The sequence below is a fragment of the Acidovorax sp. GW821-FHT10E04 genome (assembly GCF_059415185.1).
Map to the genome: position 1 here is coordinate 159,066 of NZ_JBWKMT010000004.1, position 22,944 is coordinate 182,009.

General features: G+C 67.8%; 21 protein-coding genes, 1 tRNA gene and 1 pseudogene. 15 read left to right on the plus strand and 8 right to left on the minus strand.

Annotated elements, in window-relative coordinates:
• The first annotated feature begins 235 nt into the window (after positions 1-235).
• Both AC07OC_RS14195 and AC07OC_RS14200 read left to right on the plus strand, forming a co-directional pair.
• The gene (locus AC07OC_RS14195; protein WP_218295699.1) at positions 236-928 is read left to right on the plus strand and encodes an SGNH/GDSL hydrolase family protein; all 693 of its coding nucleotides are present in this window, start codon (positions 236-238) and stop codon (positions 926-928) included.
• Between the two features lie 298 nt (positions 929-1,226).
• A pseudogene (locus AC07OC_RS14200) lies at positions 1,227-1,778 on the plus strand (DDE-type integrase/transposase/recombinase); the annotation flags it as partial.
• A 127-nt stretch (positions 1,779-1,905) separates the two neighbouring features.
• Here the strand turns inward: AC07OC_RS14200 and AC07OC_RS14205 are convergent.
• Positions 1,906-1,981: transfer RNA gene (locus AC07OC_RS14205), tRNA-Lys, on the minus strand.
• A gap of 81 nt (positions 1,982-2,062) precedes the next feature.
• A complete protein-coding gene (locus AC07OC_RS14210) occupies positions 2,063-2,947 on the minus strand; it encodes an NAD(P)-dependent oxidoreductase (protein ID WP_218295698.1) in 885 nt (294 codons plus the stop codon).
• A gap of 129 nt (positions 2,948-3,076) precedes the next feature.
• Here AC07OC_RS14210 and AC07OC_RS14215 point away from each other — a divergent pair, with 129 nt between their 5' ends.
• A complete protein-coding gene (locus AC07OC_RS14215; RefSeq protein ID WP_218295697.1) occupies positions 3,077-3,958 on the plus strand; it encodes an alpha/beta hydrolase in 882 nt (293 codons plus the stop codon).
• A gap of 143 nt (positions 3,959-4,101) precedes the next feature.
• On the opposite strand, the gene AC07OC_RS14220 is transcribed toward AC07OC_RS14215, so the two are convergent.
• Together AC07OC_RS14220 and AC07OC_RS14225 are read right to left on the minus strand one after the other, a co-directional pair.
• Positions 4,102-5,079 (minus strand): GMP reductase, encoded by a 978-nt coding sequence (locus tag AC07OC_RS14220; RefSeq protein ID WP_218340031.1) that lies wholly within the window; start codon positions 5,077-5,079, stop codon positions 4,102-4,104.
• A gap of 213 nt (positions 5,080-5,292) precedes the next feature.
• Entirely contained in the window at positions 5,293-6,009 is a 717-nt protein-coding gene (locus AC07OC_RS14225) for a hypothetical protein (RefSeq protein WP_218340032.1), read from the minus strand.
• 42 nt (positions 6,010-6,051) lie between these two features.
• Between AC07OC_RS14225 and AC07OC_RS14230 the strand changes: the two genes are divergently transcribed.
• Together AC07OC_RS14230 and AC07OC_RS14235 are read left to right on the plus strand one after the other, a co-directional pair.
• Positions 6,052-8,502 (plus strand): UvrD-helicase domain-containing protein, encoded by a 2,451-nt coding sequence (locus AC07OC_RS14230; RefSeq protein WP_218340033.1) that lies wholly within the window; start codon positions 6,052-6,054, stop codon positions 8,500-8,502.
• On the plus strand, positions 8,503-9,048 hold the full coding sequence (locus tag AC07OC_RS14235; RefSeq protein WP_218340034.1) for a P-loop nucleotide/nucleoside kinase family protein: 546 nt from the start codon (positions 8,503-8,505) through the stop codon (positions 9,046-9,048).
• Here AC07OC_RS14235 and AC07OC_RS14240 read toward each other — a convergent pair.
• A complete protein-coding gene (locus AC07OC_RS14240; RefSeq protein ID WP_255591087.1) occupies positions 9,045-9,638 on the minus strand; it encodes a hypothetical protein in 594 nt (197 codons plus the stop codon). The genes AC07OC_RS14235 and AC07OC_RS14240 overlap by 4 nt on opposite strands.
• Before the next feature lie 376 nt (positions 9,639-10,014).
• Between AC07OC_RS14240 and AC07OC_RS14245 the strand changes: the two genes are divergently transcribed.
• The 9 genes from AC07OC_RS14245 (at position 10,015) to AC07OC_RS14285 (ending at position 18,717) form a co-directional block, all read left to right on the plus strand.
• On the plus strand, positions 10,015-10,374 hold the full coding sequence (locus AC07OC_RS14245; RefSeq protein WP_218295692.1) for a hypothetical protein: 360 nt from the start codon (positions 10,015-10,017) through the stop codon (positions 10,372-10,374).
• 85 nt (positions 10,375-10,459) lie between these two features.
• Complete coding sequence (locus AC07OC_RS14250; RefSeq protein WP_494601561.1) at positions 10,460-14,038, plus strand: beta strand repeat-containing protein; 3,579 nt, start codon at positions 10,460-10,462, stop codon at positions 14,036-14,038.
• A gap of 64 nt (positions 14,039-14,102) precedes the next feature.
• Entirely contained in the window at positions 14,103-14,561 is a 459-nt protein-coding gene (locus AC07OC_RS14255) for a hypothetical protein (protein ID WP_218295691.1), read from the plus strand.
• Positions 14,562-14,632: 71 nt separating this feature from the next.
• Positions 14,633-15,793, plus strand: coding sequence for a CsgG/HfaB family protein (locus AC07OC_RS14260; protein ID WP_255591088.1), 1,161 nt, complete (start codon positions 14,633-14,635; stop codon positions 15,791-15,793).
• A complete protein-coding gene (locus AC07OC_RS14265) occupies positions 15,790-16,590 on the plus strand; it encodes an SEL1-like repeat protein (protein ID WP_255591089.1) in 801 nt (266 codons plus the stop codon). The genes AC07OC_RS14260 and AC07OC_RS14265 overlap by 4 nt, the downstream gene beginning before the upstream one ends.
• Before the next feature lie 17 nt (positions 16,591-16,607).
• Positions 16,608-17,042 carry a hypothetical protein gene (locus tag AC07OC_RS14270; protein WP_218340035.1) on the plus strand — a complete coding sequence of 145 codons (435 nt, stop codon included), beginning with the start codon at positions 16,608-16,610 and terminating at the stop codon, positions 17,040-17,042.
• A 98-nt stretch (positions 17,043-17,140) separates the two neighbouring features.
• A complete protein-coding gene (locus AC07OC_RS14275; RefSeq protein ID WP_218340036.1) occupies positions 17,141-17,740 on the plus strand; it encodes a DUF4352 domain-containing protein in 600 nt (199 codons plus the stop codon).
• A complete protein-coding gene (locus AC07OC_RS14280; RefSeq protein WP_218340037.1) occupies positions 17,740-18,462 on the plus strand; it encodes an OmpA family protein in 723 nt (240 codons plus the stop codon). Before AC07OC_RS14275 ends, AC07OC_RS14280 begins: the two co-directional genes overlap by 1 nt.
• 3 nt (positions 18,463-18,465) lie before the next feature.
• On the plus strand, positions 18,466-18,717 hold the full coding sequence (locus tag AC07OC_RS14285; RefSeq protein ID WP_218295687.1) for a zinc ribbon domain-containing protein: 252 nt from the start codon (positions 18,466-18,468) through the stop codon (positions 18,715-18,717).
• 46 nt (positions 18,718-18,763) lie between these two features.
• On the opposite strand, the gene AC07OC_RS14290 is transcribed toward AC07OC_RS14285, so the two are convergent.
• Positions 18,764-19,528 carry an SDR family oxidoreductase gene (locus tag AC07OC_RS14290; RefSeq protein ID WP_218295686.1) on the minus strand — a complete coding sequence of 255 codons (765 nt, stop codon included), beginning with the start codon at positions 19,526-19,528 and terminating at the stop codon, positions 18,764-18,766.
• A 107-nt stretch (positions 19,529-19,635) separates the two neighbouring features.
• Between AC07OC_RS14290 and AC07OC_RS14295 the strand changes: the two genes are divergently transcribed.
• A complete protein-coding gene (locus tag AC07OC_RS14295; protein ID WP_218340038.1) occupies positions 19,636-20,547 on the plus strand; it encodes an AraC family transcriptional regulator in 912 nt (303 codons plus the stop codon).
• Positions 20,548-20,598: 51 nt separating this feature from the next.
• Here the strand turns inward: AC07OC_RS14295 and AC07OC_RS14300 are convergent, their stop codons facing one another.
• Positions 20,599-21,777 carry a DUF1513 domain-containing protein gene (locus AC07OC_RS14300; RefSeq protein ID WP_370627788.1) on the minus strand — a complete coding sequence of 393 codons (1,179 nt, stop codon included), beginning with the start codon at positions 21,775-21,777 and terminating at the stop codon, positions 20,599-20,601.
• Positions 21,770-22,879, minus strand: a complete 1,110-nt coding sequence (locus AC07OC_RS14305) for an imelysin family protein (protein WP_494601565.1) — start codon at positions 22,877-22,879, stop codon at positions 21,770-21,772. The genes AC07OC_RS14300 and AC07OC_RS14305 overlap by 8 nt, the downstream gene beginning before the upstream one ends.
• Positions 22,880-22,944 lie beyond the last annotated feature (65 nt).

Consider the following 22,944-nt stretch of genomic DNA (forward strand, 5'->3'; position numbering starts at 1 on the left):
GTGGCGCTGTGTGCGGGTCAGGACATGTTGCGTCAGTTGAATTGCGACGGTGAGATTGACCTGGTCGTTGTGGATGGATGGGGTGGTTAGAAAAACGCTTTGGCGCTCATCGTGGATGGAGTGCTATTGGAAGTAAAAAGAAAGAGATTGTAAAAAATCCAGGATAGTGCATTTTTTTCACTACGATCACACTCGGTCTATAGGGATTGCTATTTGATTATCGAGAGGATTGAATATGAAGAGAATGTCTGGTGCATTTTTTGCGGTTAACTTTGCTATTGCTGCACTTTTGAGCTCAGGTAGTGCTTTTTCTTATGAACGCCAACAAGTTGGCAGTCCTGCTCAGTGCTCTATTGAGTTCAATGGGGATAGCATCTTGCATGGATTTGGGTATGATTCTGGAGGGACTCTATATACAACCCCTGCGACCTGGCTTAGAAATTATGGTTATACGGTGAATCCAAATAATGCTATAAATGGGCAGAGTACATTTCAGTTGGCTCGAAACGGAGGATTTTATGGTGTCCCGCATAGCTTAATCGTTGTAATTCAAACGGGCATAAATGATCTCAGAAAAGAGTATGAGGCTGGCCCTTTTGGTACGCCTACGGTGCAAGGGGTGAAACAGGATTATCGTCAAATGGTTGACTATGTCAGGTCGATCAATAGAATTCCGGTCATTTCTGGAATTACTGACTTGCAATATCCGCAAGTTCTTCAGTATTTCACTCAAAGTCAATATGACACGGTAGTGGCGATTCAGCAGGCGGTTCGTGAGGTTGCTGTTGAAAAGAATGTTCACTATGCAAGCTTTGACACGAATCCTCTTGGGTGGACAGACACAGTTCACCTTGATCAGGCAAGTAGTAATGGCATTGCTGAAAATCTTCGGTATGTGGCGGCCTATATTTGCATGTTGCCTTACTAAGAATGCCGTACATAGTGCGGACGGCGAAGGGGGCCGAGCACGGAGTGCGATAGCACTCTGGCCAGTGCGTTTGGCTAAAACGGTACTCGCGGCACGATGACATCGGGGGGTGGGCTTATCTCGTTGGGAGAATTGGAGGTTGGATTTAACGCGGTGGTGCCTGTTGTCGTACTCGCTGCCACAGCGGCGCTGCATCCTTGAAGTACAGTGCGCGGAGCCGCGATGGCTGGGGTGGGCTCGAGTTGGCCTTGTATTGGGAAGTCGCCAAATACCCAATCGACTCAGGATGTCCAACCGGATGAACCTCCATAGGCACGCCCGACTTACCTTTGCCCGCCGAATCGAGATGCTCAAGCAGATGGCGCAGGGAGGCTGGGGTGCCGTGTGAGCGGCCACCATGTATGGCCTGACTGCACCAACAGCCAGGAAGTGGCTCGGTCACTACCGGGCCGGTGGCGAAGTCGCCTTGGCCGATGGGCGCAAAGCTCCTGGTGACTTGCTGCATTTCGACACCAAGGAGCTCGGGTGCATGGTGCGGCCCAGCCACCGCGTCACCGGCAATCGAAAAGACGCTATTGACGGTGCAGGCTGAGAGGCGCTGTTCGTGGCCATCGATGGTCACGCGAAGCTGGTGTTCACCGCCATTCACCCGCACGAAAAGCAGGTACATGCGGTACCGTTTCTGCGCAATGCGGTGACCTGCTACGTCCGATTGGGCATCACCGTGAAGCGCCTGCTGACGGACAGAGGGTTGGCGTTCTGCTCGCGTGACTTCCGAGCGGCATGCGTCGACCTGGGTATCAAGCACGGCTTCACGCGGCCCTGCCGGCCGCAGACCAATGGCAAAGCCATGGATCCGGGTCGACCGCCTCAAGCCACAAAGTGGATGATGGAATCCGTTGATCTACCCGGCTCCCGTGTTGGGAATGAATGAAAAAAGCCGCTACAACTTGATAGCTGTAGCGGCTTTTTTAGTTTGGTGGGTCCTGAGTGACTCGAACACTCGACCTACGGATTAAGAGTCCGCTGCTCTACCAACTGAGCTAAGAACCCAAACTTGTTAATCTGTCTGCATTGCTGCAGAGCCTCGAATTATGCACCAATTTTCTGCGAGTTAGCAAGCGCCGCAAAAAATTATTGCATCGCATTGCGGCTTGCGAGTTCCACAAAAAGGCCGCTGTGGTCCAGTTCACCCAGGCCATGCTCGACGCCTTCGGCATAGAGGGTCTCGAAGAGGGCCGTGATGGGGGCATCGAAGCCGATCTCGCCGGCGGTGGCCAGGGCGTTGCGCATGTCCTTGAGCTGCACCGCCATGCGGCCGCGCGGGGCAAAGTCGCGCTCCACCATGCGCTGGCCGTGCAGTTGCAGGATGCGGCTGTCGGCGAAGCCTCCCTGGATGGCCTCGCGCACCTTGGCCATGTCGGCCCCGCCCTTGGCGGCGAACAGCAGAGCCTCCGCCACCGCGCCAATGGTGATGCCCACGATCATCTGGTTGGCCAGCTTGGTGAGCTGGCCAGCGCCATGCGGTCCGACGTGGGTGGCGCGGCCGCAGGCGGCGAAGAGAGGCTGGGCCCGCGCAAAATCCTCGGGGCGACCGCCGACCAGGATGGCGAGCGTGCCGTTTTCCGCACCCACGGTTCCGCCGGACACCGGCGCATCCAGGTGGGACAGCCCCATTTCGCCCAGGCGAGCGGCATGGTCCCGGGCCTCGCGGGGCTGGATGGAGGCCATGTCGATGAACAGCGCGCCCTTGCGCATGCCCTTGGCCGCGCCGGCCTCGAACAGCACCTGGCCGACCACGGGGCCGTTTTCAAGCAGGCTGACCACCACGTCGGCGTTCTGGACGGCATCGGCGGCCAGGGAATGCACGGTGATGCCGGATGCAGCCAGGGGCTCCGCCTTGGCGCGGGTGCGGTTCCATGCGTGCACCTGATGTCCAGCGTCCTTCAGGCGCCGCGCGATGGGCAGGCCCATCATTCCGATGCCGAGGACTGCAATGCGAAGCGGTGTGGTGGTCATGGCGTCATTCACCCAGGAAGGTTGTCTCTCTGTGCATCATGTGCCTTTTTGGTGCGTCACCCTGTCACGGAGCTTGCAGCATGGTCGGATTGGAATGATGATGCCGCACCGCCACAGGAGACTTCATCCATGAGCCTGCCCCTGCACGACCCCGCCTGGCTCGAGCGCATGTACAACAACCGCGCGCTGGTGCCCGACCACATGGCCTATCTGCAGCGCTGGGCCGACGATTCCGCCCGGGTGCGGACGAGCCACCCGTGCGTGCTGGACGTGGCGTACGGTACCGGGACGGGAGAGGCGCTGGATATTTTCCCGTCCGCACGTGCCTCGGATGACGGTGTTCCCGTGCTGGTGTTCGTGCACGGCGGGTACTGGCGCTCGCTGGACAAGTCCGATCATTCGTTCATTGCCCCGTCCTTCACGCAGGCCGGTTTCTGTGTGGTGGTGGTGAACTACGCGCTGTGCCCCGGCACGCCGGAGGCGCCGGTCACCATTCCCCATATCGTGCGGCAGATGGAGAAGGCACTGGAATGGGTGTGGCGCCACATCGCCAGCCACGGCGGGGACCCCCGGCGCATCACGGTGGCCGGGCACTCGGCGGGAGGGCAGCTGGCCGCCATGCTGCTTACCGGCGTGTGGCCCCTGGTCGGCCAGGGGCTGCCCGATGGGCTGGTGCGCAATGCGCTGTCGATTTCCGGGATCCACGATCTGGAGCCCATCATGCACACCCCCATGTACCAGTCGGTGCTGAACCTGACGGAGCAGCAGGTCCTTCAGTGCAGCCCCGCGCGGCTCCTGGAGCCGCCGGCGGGCACGCTCTACTGCGTGGTGGGGGCCGATGAAAGTACGGAGTTCCTGCGGCAGAACCAGCTCATGCAGGACGCCTGGGGCAGCCATTTCGTCCCCCGCAGCCAGGCACTGCCGGGCCTGCACCATTTCAGCATCGTGGATTGCCTGGCCAGGCCGGGGCATGACCTGCACCACATGGCGCAAAACCTGCTGCGCGCCTGAAGTGGGGGCAATCCCCTGCGGCGCTGCCCGTGTTTCCCGCCCCTCGGGCTTCGCGCTGGGGTGGCGCCCGCTGGCCTGGGCTGCGCCATCTGCATGTGCCGTGGCGGCGCAAGGGGCCGGCGCTGCCGTGCCGGCCGCCCGTGCTACATCAGCAGGTGCTCGCCTGCGTTGTCGCCGCCCAGGATCACGTAGTTCACCTTGCGGATGTCCATCAGCTTCTTGCCGCCCGCGTAGCTGATGGAGCTTTGCACGTCCTGCTCCATTTCGATCAGGGTGCTGGCCAGCTTTCCCTTGACGGGCTCCAGGATGCGCTTGCCTTCGACGTGCTTGTACTCGCCCTTGTTGAAGTCGCTCGCGGAACCGTAGTATTCCTTGTACAGCGCGCCGTCCACCTCGACGGTCTGGCCCGGCGATTCCTCATGCCCCGCAAACAGCGAGCCGATCATCACCATGCTGGCGCCAAAGCGGATGCTCTTGGCGATGTCTCCGTGGCTGCGGATGCCCCCGTCGGCGATGATGGGCTTGGTGGCCACGCGCGCGCACCACTTGAGCGCCGAGAGCTGCCAGCCGCCCGTGCCAAAACCCGTCTTGAGCTTGGTGATGCACACCTTGCCCGGGCCCACGCCGACCTTGGTGGCATCGGCCCCCCAGTTTTCCAGGTCGATCACCGCTTCGGGCGTGGCCACGTTGCCGGCGATCACGAAGGCCTTGGGCAGGTGCTGCTTGAGGTAGCCGATCATGTTCCGCACGCTGTCGGCATGGCCGTGCGCGATGTCGATGGTGATGTATTCGGGGGTGAGCCCCAGTGCCACCAGCTGGTCCACGGTGTCGTAGTCGGGCTGCTTCACGCCCAGCGAGATCGAGGCGTAGCAGCCCTGGGCGTGCATGTCCTTGACGAACTGGACATTGTCCAGATCGAAGCGGTGCATGACATAGAAGTAGCCGTTCTGTGCCATCCAGGTGCAGATCTTTTCATCCACCACCGTCTTCATGTTGGAGGGCACCACGGGCAGCCGGAACGAGCGTCCGCCCAGTTCCACGCTGGCGTCGCATTCCGAGCGGCTGTCCACCCGGCACTTGCGCGGCAGCAAGAGAACGTTGTCGTAGTCGAAGATTTCCATGAGATTCCAAGCTCCATAAAGGGACGCAGCCAAACAATTTCAGCGGCGGTGGGCGCTTGGCTTGGGACCGGCTTTGTGGGCGGGGCCGTTCAGGCCGCTCCGAACCCCGCGGTGCGCGGGCACAAAAAAACCGGACGCCAAGAAACTTGGGCCCGGTGATTGATTCTACCCGCCTGTCCGTTCCACCCTATAACGATGGTGGTATTACCGGTATCACCGGCAGGTGGATTGCGCCGCGGCGATGACCGTCCCCCGGGCATCCTGCACCCAGCCCACCATGCGCAGCCGCTCGGCCTGCGCCCCTTCGGGGATGCGCATGGACCGTGTTTCCATCCATTTCGATGGCCCCAATCCCGACCCCGGCCGCTGGCCGGGCTTGCCCCATGCGCCGTGGAGCATGTTCCTGACGATATTCCGGGGCACGGCCGTGCCATCGGTTCCCGCTGGCACGGCCTCCACGAGCAGCAGGTAGAACTCCAGGGGGCCAGGCGCGGCGGTCCGGCCCGGGGTGAACGCGATCGCCGTGCCCAGGTAGTCGTTGAACGGCATGCCGTGGGCTACCCGCAGTCCGGCAGGCCGGGCTGCCTGTACCGCAGCGGTGTGCACGTCGGTGGCCCGGGGCGGCTTGCGGCCCAGCGCCTCCAGCCGGACCAGGGCGTCGCGGGCGGCAGCGGCGGCCAGCGGTGCATCCTCGCCCGCCGCGCCGGGCACGATCCAGTCCAGCACCGCCGTGCCGGCGCCGGCGGTCGGCGCGGGGGTTGCGCGGTCCGTCCAGCAGGCCTCGCAGTCCGCGCTGAGGAAGCGCTCGAAGAGGGCGGTGGGCCGTGGGGTGCCGTCGCTGCTGCAGCTGGCCTGGGCCCAGGTGGCCGCGGGTGCATGGGCGAGTACAAGGGCCACGAGGCTGGCCAGGGTGCGGGCAGTGTTTTTCATAAAAGAATGGGAGGGCGGCGGGGCGCTTTCTACAATGGCTGGATGTTCCCACAAGACCCGTTCCCGGGGGGGCCAGATGTGCTGGCGCCCACCTCCCTTGATGCGCCCTCGGCTGCGTCGCCCCTCCTGGCCCATCTGAACCCCGAGCAGCTCGCCGCCGTCACCCTGCCGGCGGGGCATGCGCTCATCCTGGCGGGCGCTGGCTCGGGCAAGACGCGGGTGCTCACCACGCGCATCGCCTGGCTGCTGCAAAACGGCTACGCCACGCCCGGCGGCATCCTGGCCGTCACCTTCACCAACAAGGCCGCCAAGGAAATGGTGGCGCGCCTGTCGGCCATGCTGCCGGTGAACGTGCGCGGCATGTGGATCGGCACCTTCCACGGCCTGTGCAACCGGCTGCTGCGGGCGCACCACAAGGCGGCCGGCCTGCCGCAGTCGTTCCAGATCCTGGACACGCAGGACCAGCTTTCGGCCATCAAGCGCCTGTGCAAGCAGCACAACGTGGACGACGAGCGCTTTCCGCCCAAGCAGCTGTCGTACTTCATCGCCGGCTGCAAGGAAGAGGGCATGCGCCCCGGCGACGTGCCCACGCACGACAGCGACGCCCGCAAGAAGGTCGAGATTTACCAACTGTACGAAGAACAATGCCAGCGCGAAGGCGTGGTGGACTTTGGCGAGCTGATGCTGCGCAGCTACGAGCTGCTGCGCGACAACGACCCGATCCGCGAGCACTACCAGCGCCGCTTCGCGCACATCCTGGTGGACGAGTTCCAGGACACCAACAAGCTGCAGTACGCCTGGCTCAAGCAGCTGGCGGGCAACGACGTGGGCGGGCGCTTCGAGGCGCGCGGCAGCGTGATCGCCGTGGGCGACGACGACCAGAGCATCTACGCCTTTCGCGGTGCGCGCGTGGGCAACATGGCCGACTTCGTGCGCGAGTTCGATGTGCAGCAGCAGATCAAGCTGGAGCAGAACTACCGCAGCTACAGCAACATCCTCGACTCGGCCAATACGCTCATCAGCCACAACAGCCGGCGCCTGGGCAAGAACCTGCGCACCACGCAGGGGCCCGGCGAGCCCGTGCGCGTGTACGAGGCCAGCACCGACCTGGCCGAGGCGCAGTGGATGGTCGACGAGATCAAGCAGCTGGTGCGCAGCGACGGCTTCGAGCGCAAGGAGATCGCCGTGCTCTACCGCAGCAATGCGCAAAGCCGGGTGATCGAATCGGCGCTGTTCAACGCCAGCGTGCCCTACCGCGTGTACGGCGGCCTGCGCTTCTTCGAGCGCGCCGAAATCAAGCACGCGCTGGCCTACCTGCGCCTCTTGGAGAACCCGCACGACGACACGAGCTTCCTGCGCGTGGTCAACTTTCCGCCGCGCGGCATCGGGGCGCGCAGCATCGAGGTGCTGCAGGACGCGGCGCGCGCCGCCGGCTGCTCGCTGCACGACGGCGTGAGCGCCGTGCCCGGCAAGGCGGGCGCCAACCTCGGCGCCTTCGTCGCCATGGTGGACGTGCTGCGCGAGCAGACGCAGGGCCTGAACCTGCGCGGCATCATCGAGCAGGTGCTCGAATCCTCGGGGCTGGTGGAGCACTACCGCACCGAGAAGGAAGGCGCCGACCGCATCGAGAACCTGGAAGAACTGGTCAACGCGGCCGAGAGCTTCGTCACGCAGGAGGGGTTTGGCCGCGATGCCGTGGCCCTGCCGCTGGACGAGCATGGCACGCCGCTCACGCAGAGCACGGTCAGCCAGGGGCTGGATCCCGATGCCCCGGTCGTCGACGAACCGCTCAAGCCCGTGCCGGGCATCGTGGACGCGGACACGGGCGAAACCCTCTCGCCCCTGGCCGCCTTCCTCACGCACGCCGCGCTGGAAGCGGGCGACAACCAGGCCCAGGCCGGGCAGGACGCGGTACAGCTGATGACCGTGCACGCCAGCAAGGGCCTGGAGTTCGACGGCGTGTTCATCGGCGGCATGGAAGAGGGCCTGTTCCCGCACGAAAACTCCGCCAGCGAGCGCGACGGGCTGGAGGAAGAGCGCCGCCTGATGTACGTGGCCATCACCCGTGCGAGGAAGCGCCTGTACCTGAGCCATTCGCAGACGCGCATGCTGCACGGCCAGACGCGCTACAACATCAAGAGCCGCTTCTTTGACGAACTGCCCGAGGGCGCGCTCAAGTGGATCACGCCCAAGCAGCAGGGGTTTGGCTCATTTGCTCCTAATTCAGGAGCTTCTGGCGCTTATGGGTCAAGCGCTAGAGGCTCATTTGGCTTCAAGTCCGAGACCTTCGCCAGCCCGCCGGTGCCCGTGCAGAAGACCGCGCCCGCCCACGGCTTGCGGGTGGGCATCGCGGTGTTCCACACCAAGTTCGGCGAAGGCAAGGTGCTGGCCATCGAAGGCACGGGCGACGACGCGCGCGCGCAGGTCAATTTTCCGCGCCATGGCACCAAGTGGCTGGCGCTGTCGGTGGCCAAGCTCACGGTGGTGGACTGATTGAAATCATCGCCCGCCGCTCCCGCGCTGGTGGTGCTCGGCGGGCTGCCGGGCGTGGGCAAGAGCACGATCGCCCGCGCGCTGCTGGGGCAGTGGCCGGCGGTGTACCTGCGCATCGACACCATCGAGCAGGCGCTGCGGGATTGCGGCGCGCTGGGGGGCAGTGGCGTGGGGGCCGCGGGCTATGTGGTGGCATATGCCCTGGCGCGTACCCATCTTTCGCAAGGACTGTCCGTGCTGGCGGACTGCGTGAACCCCTGGGCCGAGACGCGCGCGTCCTGGCACCGCGTGGCCCTGGACGCGCAGGCGCCGATGCTGGCCGTGGAGGTGGTCTGCGGCGATCCCGCCGAGCACCGCCGGCGGGTCGAGCAGCGGGTGAGCGACGTACCCGGTCTCGTGCCGCCCCTCTGGGATGCCGTGTGCCGGCACGACTACGTGCCCTGGGCGGCGGACAACAACCAGCTGGTGGTCGACACCGCCCACCGCAGCCCGGGCGAAGCGGCCAGGCACATCCTGGCCGCGCTGCGCGAACGCACGGCCGGCTAGGCGGGGAGGCAGCGCGCCGTGGTGTCCGGCAGCGCCAGCTTTTCAGCGTATAGCCCGCTGCGCTCGGGCGAGATCAGCGCCCCCAGGCCCTGCATCACCGTGACCTCGGCCCCGGCCTGCCGGTCCCGGTAGCACTTGCCCAGCAGTTCCAGGGTCGCCTCCAGCGCACCCGCCTGCTGTGCCGAGGTTTTCCGGAGGGTTTCGGCCTGCTGCCTGAGCCAGCCTTCATAGGCCTCCAGGCTGGCCTGCGGCAGCTTGGCGCGCTCGGCCTCGGGGATCATGCTGCCGTACAGCCCCAGGAGGCTTTGGGTCCCCGGCTGCCCCATCACCAGCACCGCGTCGTAGCGGGCCTCATACGAGCCCTGGCGGTAGATCACCTGGTGGATCTGATAGCGCAGCTTGCCCTTCTCGCCCCCGAGCGTGCGGATCAGGTCGCGCGCAGCGGCGCTGTGGCGGTCGCTGGCGAACTGCGTCTCCAGGGCCGCCGAAATCTGCGCATCGCTGGGATAGGTGATGGCCGCGGGCGAGCAGGCCGCCAGGGCGCCCACGGCCCCCATATACAAAAAGCCACGAAAGATAATTGATTTCATATTTGTGACAATAAAACAGGAGATTCCATTCATTTTCTTGAAAGTATGGATTTCTGAATGTTATTGCGGGTTTCATGATGATTTGAAGTGTAAAGACTTGTTGGTTTTTGCGGTGGATTATGGAAGTGCGGCGGCATCGTTCAAATGTGGGAATGCACCCGCTGGCGGAGTAAGTGCTTGTCCTACATGCCAAAACCCCGTGCGGCTCAGAGCGCGGATCCTGGGAGGTACGACCTGTGGATAACTCGGAAAATGCCAGCCCGGGCCGGGCCTACATTTCTTTACGGTGTGGACGGGTGCGCGCCTCAAGAATTCGTTCGCAGGCCGCAAGCGGCTGCTTCGTCAATTAATTTCAACCCTTCGAAGGATTATTGATATGCGCAAACTTGCCATTACCACCGTCGCAGCACTCGCATTTACCTGCAGCGCAGCTTTCGCCCAGAGCGGCAACGTCGCGATTCCCGGCCTGATCTCGGGCAAGGGCTCCGCTGGCTCCGAAGTGACCAACAGCCGCATTACCGTCACCAACAACAAGGCCACCAACGTCATCGCTGGCGGCGGCAAGGCCGGCATCAAGGTGGCCGAGATCTCGATGGAAGGCGTGGCCAACGTCAACAGCGTCAACATCACCGGCTCCAAGATCCGCAACTCGGACATCACCGTGAGCGGCAACGAAGCCACCGACATCAAGGCCATCGGCGGCACGGCCAACGTGAACAGCGTCAACATCAACTGACCGGCGTGCCGCGGGTCCGTCCGGCAGCCGCCGGCCGGACCGCAAGCCGTCCGACCATCCTGTCCATCCAGAAAAGGGGCTGTGAGTGCACACAACGCGCAAGACGCAACGCCATGAAGCCGCGGCGCTCTGGCTGCTCGGTCTTTCCGTGGCCCTGGCGCCGCTGCGCGGTCAGGCGCAGGAGTCCATGCTCGCCGGGGTGGGCTGGCACAAGAACAGTGCCGGCACGCAGGTGGACGCGGGCAGCCAGATCCAGGTGCTCGGCAACCGCTCCACGGGACCGGTGATCTCCACCGGCGGCAAGGGCTCCGCCCTGGCCAATGTCGGCATGCGCGTGGACCTGGCGGGCACCGCGCAGGCCAACGGCATCGGCCTGGCAGCGATGGATGTGCGCCAGTCCCAGGTGCAGGTGCTGGGCAACCAGGTAACGGGCTTCGTGCACGCCCTGGGCGGTGCCGCCACCGCCAACATGGTGCTGGCGGCCAGCGCCACGGGTACGAAGCAGCTCACGGCGAGCCGCCTGATCGTGCAAGGCAACCGCGCGGCCGACGTCGCGGCCTTCGGCGCCAAGTCCGAGGTGCTGCTGGGCACCGGTTCGCTGCAGATGCCCGGCCGCGCCACGGCCAACAGCGTGCTGCTGGATGCGACCGACGTGCGCAATTCCGAGGTGGCGCTGGTCGGCAACGAGGCCCGTGGCGTCACCTCCATCGGCGGATCAGCGCTCGCCAATGCGCTCACCGCGGCCCGGTCCACCCTGGAGGACACCCGCATCCTGCACACCGGCAACCGCGCGCAGGACGTGCGCGCAGGCGGCGGCAGCGCCGGCGTGGGGCGCGGCACCATTGCCCAGGTGGATCTGACGGGGGTGGCGGCGGCCAACGCGGTCACCCTGGCGTCGAGTGAGCTCAAGGGCGCGCAACTGGTCCTGGCGGGCAATGAAGCGGCCCAGGTCATCGCGACGGGCGGCAGCGCCCTGGCCAACAGCATCAGCTTTTCCGACCACAAGCTCGCCGGTTCGGCGGGCTACCAGGCGGGCGTTTCGGGCAATACCGCACGCAACGTGCAGGCCTGGGGCGGTGAAGGATCCATTCTCGGCGGGGCGCTGGCCGACGTGCGAGTGTCCGCCTCGGCCCTGGCCAACACCATCTCCGTGACCCGGGGCGAACTGGCCGAGGGGCCCGTGCACCGCCTCAGTGGCAACCAGGCGCGCGATGTGGTCGCGACCGGGGGCGGGGCGGCGGCCAACAGCCTGTGGCTGGACAACGCGACCGTGCGGGCTGGCACCGTGCTGCTGGCGGGCAACGTGGCCGACCAGGTGCGCACGGCCGCAGGCTCGGGCACCATTGGGGGTGGCCTCGTCGGCGCCCTGGAGCGCAACGGCCGCGCACTGGCCAACACCGTGGTGGCGGACCACCAGTCCACGCTGGAGCGCGCCGCCGTCACCGTCAGCGGGAACCACGGCCAGTCCATCACGGGCTCGGGCGGGCTGGCCGCGGCCAACACGCTGATGGTGAGCGAGGGCCGCGTGCAGGACACCGCCCTGACCCTGGCGGGCAACCGCGCCGACGGGGTGCGGTCCACCGGCTATGCGGCGCAGGCGGGCGGGGGGCTTCTGTTTTCGGCCAGCCAGCAGTCGGCCGCGCTGGCGAACACGCTGGCGGTCACGGGGTCGCAGCTTGATGCGCAGACGCTGACGCTGGCGGGCAACACCGCATCGCGGCTGACGGCACGCGGAGGCGCGCTGCTGGCCAACAGCATTGCATTGGAAAACGGCGCGGGCGCGCCCTCGCGCCTGTCGGCGGCGGGTGTGCTGAGCGGCAACACGGCCAGCGACATGAGCACCGCGGCGGATTCGGTCTCCGGCGCGGGGGGGCTGGCCGGGCGCGAGAGCCGTGCGCGGGCCGCCGCCAATGCCCTGGTGCTGCACGACGATGCGCTGGTGGATGCATCCTCGCCCTGGCTGATCGCCGGGAACACCGCGCGCGGCGTGCACGCGCCCGGAGGCACCGCCCTGGTCAATGTGCTGGCGGCCTACCGTGGCGCGCGGGTGCAGGGCAGCCCGGTGGTCATCGCGGGCAACACGGGCGAGGACATCCGCGCCGCCGGCAGTGGCGCGCAGGCACTGGGCGTGGGCACCAAGTCCAATGGCGTGCTGGCGGCCAACGGGCTGTACATGGATGGCTCGGGCGCCACGGCGCTGGCCCGCAGCACCCTGCAGGTGGTGGGCAATACGGCCCGGCAGCTGAACGCGGACGGTGGCCGCATCAACGCCAATGCGCTGTCGGTCAACGCCCAGGGCCGCGTGGAGGCCAGCACGCTGACGCTCGCGGGCAACACGGCGGCCGACGTGCGCAGCGAAGGGCGCGAGGGCACGGTGGGCGGCTTTGCCGCGTTTGGCAGGGGCGTGGGGCAGGCCAATGCCAACGCCATCCAGGTGCTGGGGGACATGCGCGTGGCCAGCCTGCAGCTGATGGGCAACACGGCGGGGCGTGTGTTCGCCACCGAGGGCCTGGCGGCGGCCAACAGTTTTTCGCAGGGCTCCGGTGGCCGCGTGGACAGGGTCCAGGCGCTGGTGGCCGCCAACACGGCGGTGTCCACCCAGGCCGAGCAGGGCAGCACGGCGCTGGCCAACAGCGTGCAGGCCGACGGGACGCTGCAGGGCAGCGCGGTGCAGGTGGTGGCCAACCAGGGCAGCGCCCGCGCCGCCGGCCGGGACGGGCTGGCCAACAGCGTGCGCACGCAGGGCCGTGGGCGCGTGGCCGGCTCGTCGGTCACCGTGACCGCCAACCAGGGCTCGGGCGAGCAGGGGGTGGCCAACAGCGTGGACATCGCGGGCACGCTGCAGGGCGGCAGCATCACCATCCTGGGCAACCAGGGCTCGGCGCGGGATGGCGGGGCGATCAACAGCGTGGTGGGCGATGGCCGCATCTCGGGCAGCCAGATCACCATCATCGGCAACGCGGGGTCGGCCAGCGGCGGGCTGGCCAACAGCGTGCGCGGCGGGGGGAGCATCACGGCGTCGAGCATCACCATCCTGGGCAACCAGGCCAGTGCGCAGGGTGCCAGCAGCAAGGTCAACAGCGTCACGGGATCGGGCTCCATCAAGGGCAGCCAGATCCTGATCGCGGGCAACACGGGCCGGGCCAGCGGCGGCGGCCTTGTCAACGGTGTGAACAACAACGGCAGCATGGCGGGCGCGCAGATCGTGGTGACCGGCAACCAGGGCAATGCCACGGGCGGCGGCACCGTCAACAGCGTGGACAACCGGGGCCAGCTCTCGGGCCGGGTGCTGATCGCGGGCAACCGGGGCAGCGCCACGCTGGGCGGCACGGTCAACTCGCTGGTGAACCACGGCGTGATGGCGGGCACGGTCGTGATCGCCGGCAACCAGGGCCATGCGGCCGTGGGCGGCGTGTCCAACTCGGTGGTCAACCAGGGGGTGATCACGGGCGCGGTGACCATCGTCGGAAACATGTCGGCCGCCGCGGCGGGCATGACCTCTGGCAGCGTGCGCAATGTGGGCGGGGCCATCACCGGCGTGGTCGGCGTGGCGGGCAACACCCCGTTTGCCGCCAATCCCGGCTACACGTACGCCATCCCTTCCACGGGCGTGGTGAACCAGTCCGTCACGGTGCTGCCGGCCGTGAACCTGCTCAGCATGTAGGGCGGCGCTGCCTGGCGGGTGCGCAGCGGCGCGTTTTTGGTTTTCAGTGGATGAAGGAGTCGCAATGAAAAATCTGGACGAAAACTCCCATCGGCGCACGCTGCGCGCCCTGGGCCTTTGGTGCGGGGCAGGGGCACTGGCGCTGATGGGCGCCGGCGCGCAGGCCCAGCTGGTGAACTACGGCGAACAGCTGGGCGCCTACAAGGACATGGCGCAAAGCGGTGTGCGGCTCAACGACGGGGTCTATCCGTCGGTGAGTGCCAAGGCCCGCGTGAACCGCGCCATCTCGCAGAACACGCTGGTGGACCAGAGCGCGCTGGTGCAGCCCGACGGCACGCTGAAGCTGCCCGACGGGCAAAAGAACATCGTGATCCGTTCCACGTATTCCGATGTGCAGCGCGCGCCCGACGGCACGCTGCGCATCGCCAGCCCCGTGATCCAGGGCAACGTGAACGGCAACGTGACGCTGTACGTGGAAGGCAAGGGCGTGGAAAACATCACCGTCCTCAACTCCGGCCGCTGACGGCCGCGGGCCTTCTGCCTTGCAGCCCCGGGAGAGCGGGGCTTTTGATACCACCACCACAACAAAGAACCATGACGAAAAGAACATTGCGATGGGGAGCGCTGGCGCTGGCAGTGGCCACGCTCGCTGGCTGTGCATCCACGGAAAACGCCCTCAAGGACGCCAATACGCTGCTGCAGGAGCGCGAGGCCGACAAGCTGCTGCCGGTCACCAACCTGAGCCCCTACGCGCTGGCGCTCGGCCGCTTCGGGCGCATGCTCGATGTCTACAAGGAAGGCGATCCCGTCATCTACATGCAGACGCGCAGCATCCTGGATGCCACCAACCTCTCCAGCCCGCTCGTGGGGGCGGAGATTCCCGGCGACATCACCGAGATGGTGCGCACGGCCGTCAACCGCATCGGTGCGCGCGTGGTCTATGTGCCCTACCACCCGGACTACCTGGTGTCGCAGGCCCAGCTGGGCGCCAAGTTTGGCGTGACCATGCCGGACTTCCTGATCACGGGGGCGCTCACGGAGTTCGACCGTGCCATCGCGGGCGCGGGGCGCGTGAATTCGGCGGGCATCGAGTTCGGCAAGGGCAACGGCAAGACCACGCTGGGAGGCGACATCAAGCGCACGGCCATTTATTCGGCACTGGCGCTGGACCTGAACCTCGTGAGTTTCTCCACGCAGCAGATGGTGCCCCAGGTGCAGGCCTCCAACGTGGTCAAGGTGCTCAACTTCAGCTCCGAGGACAACGCCAGCCTGGGCTTTTACGGCGATGCCTTCGGCTTCAAGCTGGAAGGCAAGTACCTGCAGGGGCGCCATTCGGCCATCCGCACGCTGGTGGACCTGAGCGTGCTGGAGCTGATCGGCAAGGCCACCAACACGCCGTACTGGCGCTGCATTCCCAACGGCACGCCGGACCCCGTGGTGGTGGAGAACATGCGCGCGGCCTACAACGGGCTGACGCCCGAGCTCAAGCTGGGGCTGATCCAGGTGACGCTGCGCAAGTACGGCGAGCCGCTGCAGGTGACGCAGAAATACGACGACGAGACCCGGCAGGCGCTGGAGAAGGTGTATGCGCAGCGGTACCCCTCCCTGGGCGCCGTGGACGTGATGACCTGGCAGGGTTTTGAGCCCCTGTTCTTTGGTGTGCCCATGGCCTGGGACACGGCGCAGGCACCCGCGTTGGCCGGTGCGGCGCCAGCGCCCGGCGGCACCCCGGCGGGCACGAAGGCTGGCACATGATGCGTGGCGCCCGCATGTTCTACCGCTGCGCGCCCTGGGTGGTGGGGGCTGCCCTGCATGCGCCCGCCTTCGCGCAGCTGCCGCCGGCCGCTCCGCCGCCGCCTGCACCCGCGCCGGCACAGCAGGCGGCGGCCCCCGGGGCCACGGCGGGTGCGCGTTTCCTCGAAGCGTGCAACGAGGCGCTGGAGCGCGGCGTGGCCGAGCTGGGCTGCCAGGGGCCGATCTACCGCAACGAGCTCGAGCGCCTGAAGCGCGAAGCCCTGAACACGCAGAACCCGCAGCTGCTTTCGTTCGTGGGCGATGCGTACCAGAACCCCCGGTCCGGCCTGGGCGACATGGGCCAGGCCTACCGCTGGTACCTGCTGGCCGCCGTGCGCGGCGATCCACGCGCGATGCAGCGCCTGACGGAGATGAACCGCAAGGGCCAGGGCGTCCCCAAGGACAACGTGCGGGCCCTGGGCTATGCACGCCTGCTGGAGCGCATGAGCCAGCCCGACACCGGCACCCACCGCAATGTGGTGTCGGTGATCAACGAACTGGGCGCGGAAATGGCCGTGGAAGAAGTGGCCCTGGCCGAGCGCTTCGCATCGGAACTGGAGGCGCGCATCCAGCGCCAGGCCGCGGGGGAGGGCTCCGACAAAGGCGGTGACCCGCGGCCCGCGGCGGCGGGGGCCGTTCGGCCGGGTTCCGTCCTGCCGGGCATGTCGGCCGTGCCCCGCCCGGCCTCGGGTGCGCCGGCTCCGGCTGCGGTGCCTGGCGGCAGCTTGCCTGGAACGCCCGGAAAGGCACCGCCCTGATGCGAGGTTTTCCCACCATGAACGGCACATCATTGTTCGCGCTGCTGTTGCTGCTGGCGTGTGCCACGGTCCGGGCCGCAGGCCCGGTGGGGCCCGTGGGGCCCGTGGGGCCCATCGGGCCCGAGCGCGCCGGGCCGCTGGACCCGCCTCGCCAGGGCCGCGCGAACCCCGTGCCACGGCCTGCCGCGCCAGTGCAGCCTGCCACCAGCGCTGCCAGCGGCGCGGGCGCGGGCAACCGCATTGAGGTCTCGGGCAATACCGCGTCCGGCACACGTTGCGCCGCGGATGGCTCGGCCTCCGTCAACAGCGTGGACGTATCGGGCGCGCGCCTGGAGGGCCGCACGGTCATCGTGCAGGGCCGCAATGCGAATGACGTGCGCACCGGCGATTGCCCGCAGCCCCCGAAGGCAGGGGGGGCGGCGGGCCAGACCAACAGCATCCGCATTCGCTGATGCGTGGCGCCCGACCCGCCGTTCCGCAGGCCACCTCGCAAACCGCGCCACGGCAACCACCATGGACAGTGATTGATGAACCAGGAGCACCAGACACCATGAATTCAACGACTCCCGTGTGGACGCCATCGCGCAGGGGGGCGGCCCTGGCCGTGGCCGCTGCCGCCGTTGTGCTGGCAGCGTGCAAGGAGCGCGCGCCCGAGCCGCAGGTGGCTGCGGCGACCGCGCCCGTGCCCGCCGCGGGCCCCGCACCCACTGCACCTGCAACCCAGGCAGCGCCAGCACCGGCACCGGCGGCCGCGCCAGCCGCCGCCACGCCCAAGAAGGTCCCCATGTCCATCCAGGGCGTGGCCGCCGCGGGCGTCACGGTGCGCGTCAAGGCGGTCGAGATCGGCGCGGACGCGACGGTGCTCGACGTGAGCATCTCGTTCGCCAACCGCATCACCGACACCACCATGCTGGCCCTGGCCGACACCTACCTGCAGGATGAGAGCGGTGCCCGCCTGCACATCAAGCGGCCCGACAACAACCGTGACATCACCATCCGCGAGGGCGAGACGCTGGACGGCCAGCTCGTGTTCATGGGCGCCGTGGCGCCGTCGGCGCGCAAGCTCAAGCTCGTGTTCAACGATGGCAACCAGGGCGACAACATCGTGGCGCCGGGGCTGGTCGTCGACCTGCCGCTGCAGGGCGGCTGATGCGGCATCCGGGCTTGGCGGCCGCCGGGGCGCACGCCGTCGCGCCGGCCTGCGCCCTGCTGGTAGCGCTGGCGGCTTGCGGGCCGGCACATGCGCTGGAGGTCGTGCGCAGCGGCCGGGCGCTGGGCGCCGTGCCCACGCGGCTGGTGCCCGCATCGGGCGCGCCATCGACCACGCTGCGCGCGCAGGAGCCCGCGGGCGGGCTGGTGGGACGGCGGCAGGACACCACGCTGCAGCGCAGCGCAGGGCCGCAAACGATCCTGCGCGAGGCCGAGGTGCCCAGGGAGCGGCTGGAGCAGACGCGCGCCCTGCTGGCGGAGCTCAAGGCCCGGCCCACGCCCGAGCAGGCCATCTCCATCGACCTGCCGGCGGACGTGCTGTTCGATTTCGACAAATCCGACCTGCGCGCGGACGCGGCGTCCTCGCTGGACAAGGCGGCGGAACTCATCAAGAGCTATGCGGCGGCGCCGCTCACGGTGGTGGGCCACACCGATGGCAAAGGCACCGACGCCTACAACGACAGCCTGTCGCTGCGCCGCGCCGAGGCCGTGGCGCGTGCACTGCACCGCCAGACGGGCCGGCAGGCCGCTGTGCAGGGCCAGGGCAAGCGCCAGCCCGTGGCGCCCAACACCACGCCGGACGGCCGGGACGACCCGCAGGGCCGGCAGCTCAACCGGCGCGTCCAGATCCTCATCGGCGTGCCGTCCCGGGAAGGCAGGTAGACCATGGCCCTTGTGCGTTGCCCGGAATGCGGGCGTGAAGTCTCGTCGAAGGCGCCCGCCTGCCCGTCCTGCGGCTACCCCCTGCAGGCCCAGGGCGCTTCGCCCGCGGAACCCCAAAACGCGCTGCAGTCGCCGCATGTGTGGGGCCGTGTGGCCTTGGCCCTGGGCGCGTGGCTGGTCACCCCCTGGATTGCCAGGCTCATCGTGGCGCTGGCGGTGTGCGTGCTGGCGTATTTCATGTTCACCGGGCGGTGACCTTGCGCGTCCCGGAGGGTTCGCGCTTGCGAGTCCACAGAGCGCATCAATGCGCCAAGGTGCCTGCGCCATGGGCGCCCGCCAGCGCCACCGCATCCGCGCCCGCCGCATAGCGCAGCCGCGCTGACGCATCGTTCACCGCCGCCCACACGGCCTCGGCCACATCCTGCTCGGTCGTCACGGCCGCGGGCTGGCCCAGGGCGGCGAAGACGGACTGGGCGCAGGGCGCATAGGCGGGCGGGATCAGCCCCTGCATGCGCTCGGCGCCATTGGCGGTGAACTGCGTGGTGGGCGCATAGCCGGGCTCCACGAGTTTCACGCGGACGCCAAAGGCCTCCAGCTCGAAGGCCAGCGAGGCGGTGAACCCCTCGATGGCGGTCTTGCTGGCGGTGTAGGCGGCCACGAGCGGCATGGGTGCCAGGGTGGCGCTGGACGTGACGTTGACCACCAGGCCCGCGCGCCGGTCGCGCATCTGCGGCAGCACGGCCTGGGTCACCGCCATGGTGCCGAAGGTGTTGGTGTCGAAGATGTCGCGCACCGTGGCCATGGGCGTGGCCTCGAAGGCGCCGAACAGGCCCAGGCCCGCGTTGTTCACCAGCACGTCGATGGGGCCTGCGGCCTGCAGCGCCTGGGCGATGCTGTCGGACCGGGTCACGTCCAGCGGCAGGATGCGCAGGCGGTCCGATGGCGGCAGCAGGTCGGTGCGCGGGGTGCGCATGCTGGCGATCACGTTCCAGCCCTGGGCGTGGAAGTGGCGGGCGGTGGCAAGGCCGTAGCCGGACGAGCAGCCGGTGATCAGGATGGTCTTCATGGTGAAACTCCGTGGATGGGTTGCGATGGAAAGTGGTGCAACGATATCGGGCCGGAGCCGGATTAACTACAATATAAAGTCTGATTTTCTTTTGCAGGAGTCCGACCGTGGTTGATCCCCTCGCGCAGGTCATCGCTCTGCTGCGGCCGCGCGCCGTTTTCTCCAAGCTGATCAGCGGCGCGGGGCCCTGGGCCGTGCGCTATGGCGAGTTCGGCAGCCCGAGCTTTTGCACCATGCTGGAGGGACAGTGCGTGCTCGCCCTCGCGGGGCAAGAGCCCGTGGCGCTGGAAGCGGGCGACTTCGTGCTTCTGCCGGCGACACCGGGGTTCACCTTGTCGGGCATGGAGCAACCGGCGGCGCCGGTGTTCATGGACCCCCACCGCATGCCCGCGCCAGACGGCGAGCATGGGCTGCGCCATGGCACGCCCGATAGCCCGCCGGACATGCGCATGCTGGGCGGCTACTTCGAGTTCGACTCCCCCGACGCCGCGTTGCTGGTGTCGCTGCTGCCGGACATGCTGCACGTGCGCGGCGTGGAGCGGCTGCCGACCCTGGTGCAACTGGTGCGGCAAGAGTGCCTGGCCGCGCTGCCGGGCCGTGAACTGGTGCTGGATCGCCTGGTGGAGGTGCTGCTGATCGAGGCCCTGCGATCGAGCAACCGCGATGGTGCGCCCCCCGGGCTGCTGCGTGGGCTGGCGGACGCCCGCGTGGCGGTGGGCCTGCGCCTGATGCACAGCGCCCCGGAGCGGTCATGGACGGTGGACGCGCTGGCCCGGGAGGCGGCGTTGTCACGGTCCACTTTTTTCGAGCGCTTCCTGCGCGCCGTGGGGGTGCCGCCCATGGAATACCTGCTCGCCTGGCGTATGGCGCTGGCCAAGAACCTGCTGCGCAGCGGTGGCGGCGTGGGGCTTCATGAGGTCGCGGAACGCGTGGGCTACAGCTCGGCCAGCACGTTCAGCACGGCGTTCAGCCGCCATGTCGGGCTGGCGCCCGGCCGCTACGCGCGCCAGCAGCAGTAGCAGGCCTGCGGGCTGTTTGCTATGTTTTGTATAGCTGATTGCGCTTGTCCATCAAGCGCTGGGGGCACTTTTCATTCCAATTTTCTGCGCCAGCACCCAGTGGTTGTCCAGCCGCACATCCTGCAAGCCCCGGCCATGCGGGTGGCGCAGGGGCGCGGCGGCCTGCGCGCTCTGCAGGCTGGCGCCCAGGCCGCCTGCCCACAGCGCGCCGCCTTGCACCGCCAGGGGGCAGGCCTCGGGCAGGGGCACCAGGCCCTGCCACTCGCCCTGCAATGAAAACGTGGCAATGCCGTGGGCGCGGGGGCAGCTCACGGCCCAGCCGGCGGGCGTGGCGGCCATGCTGCCGCCGTAGCCGTGGATGCCCTGGGCGATGGCCTGGGGTGCAGCCACCACGCGCAGCACCGTGCCGTCGAACAGGGCCAGCACCGGGGCGGCGTCCTTGGCGGCTGCGTCGTCGTGCTCGGCCTGCAGCGCGATGCCCAGCGTGGTTCCATCGGGGCTCCATGCCAGGTGGCGCAGGCTCAGGCGGGGGTCCTGCAGGCGCCATTGGCCCAGCAGCCGGCCCGTGCGGGCGTCGAGCCGCACGAGCGATGAGTCCATGGTGCCCAGGTCGCGCTTGACGCGGCCTGTTTCTGGCGCGCTGGGCACGCCGCCGTTGGCGACGATCAGCGTGGGGGCGGCGCTGCCTTGGTCCTTGCTCTTGCCGCCCTGCGTGTCCCAGAGCAATTCATGCGCGTCGATGCCGTGGGTAGGCCATTCGGCGGTTTTCGCGAGCGTGTGGGCGTCGCGCGCCACGATCAAGCTCGCGCCGGTCTCGGCGTCGGTCTCGGTGGTGTACAGCCGCTGGCCATCGGCGCTGGCGAGCACGTGGCCGTTGAAGGAGCGCTCGCCGTCTTGCCACAGCCACTGGGGCTCGCTGTCTTTGTCCGGCTGCCAGCGCACCAGCCAGTCGCCGGGCCGGCGGGCGGTGGCAACGACCGCTCCGTCAGGCAGCACGCACAGGCCGTGGGCGCGGGTGGGCACTTCCAACGATGCGCGGACCTGCAGCGCATGTCCGGCGCCCTCCTGCGTGGACAGCACACCGATATGGAAGCTGCCCTGGTGTTCCCATGCGGCAGCCAGGTGCACGCGGTCACCGGTTTTGGCGAAGGCGTGTCCTGGCGCAATCACGCAGGCGCCCAGGCCCCCGAGCAGGGCCAGCGCATGCCGGCGGTGCAGAAGATCAGTCACCGTCCGCATCCGAAAACCCTATGCTCACCTGCAGCGCAGGCGCCACTTCGGACTCGGCCAGAAACTTCAGCGCAGCCAGGTCCTTGGCCGTCTGCTGGATGGCCGCCTTGTTCTGCAGGCCCGACTTCTGCACCTGGGCCATCGACGCGTCGACCTTGTCGGTGGCCTGGCGCAGTTTGTCGGCCAGCGGGTTCAGGCCTTTGCCGCGCAGGTACATCTCCAGCGGCACCAGGGCTTCGCCGGCGGCAGGGATGTCGGCGCTGGCGGGCAGTGTGGTCACGCTGCGCAGGCCGCCCCAGGTGGCCGCCCAGGCCGCCAGCGTGGTGCCGCTGGCGGTACGGGGGTAGTCCGGCGTGCGCGTTCCCTGGGCTGCGCGCAGGGGTTTGTCCATCTGTGCCCAGCGCAGGCGCTCGATGCCGCCCACCCACTGGTTCACGAATTCGCTGATGGCCGCAGTGGACGCCTCCTGCTCGTCCTCGGCGCCCCAGTCGGTGGTCGCCGCGTCGGCATAGGCCTTGGCGAGCGCGGCCGATTCCCGCGCCACATCCTGCGCCACTTCGTGTGCGTAGCTGCAGGCGGGGCTGCCGGGCTGGGCCGGGCGCGTCCACAGCAGCCATTCCAGCGCGGGCAGGCCCTTGGCGGGCGTGCCGACGCGCTCGAAGGCCTTGGCGCCCTGGGGCTGGGTGCCGATGGCTTTTTCGATCAGCGCGGGCCGCGTGGGCGTGAAGTCGATGGCGCGCTGGCTGCGGCGTGCGATGACCGGGCCGACGGACACGGCCGCGAGCTGCTCCCACGCGCGCGCCGTGGCCTGCCAGGCGGCGCGTGCGGATTCGAGCGCGGCCTTGCCGTCTGCTGCCGGGGCCTGGCACAGCGCCGCCACGGCGGGCACCAGGGCGCGGGCATCGCGGTCAAAGTCCTGTGCGCGTGGCAGGGCCCAGTGGCCGTAGATGCCTTGCAGGGCATGCACCGTGTCGTAGAACGGCACGGCGTTGCGCTGCCAGGCTGGGATGGCGGGTGCAGTGGGCGCTGCAGACTGTGCCTGCGCTGTGAGAGGGGGCAGGGTGGCCAGCAGCAGGGCGGCTGCAAGGAGGGATGTTTTCATCGCCGGGCCGCCCCAAGATGAAAACGCGGCCCCCTCGGGGGGCAGCGACCACACGGAGTGGGGAG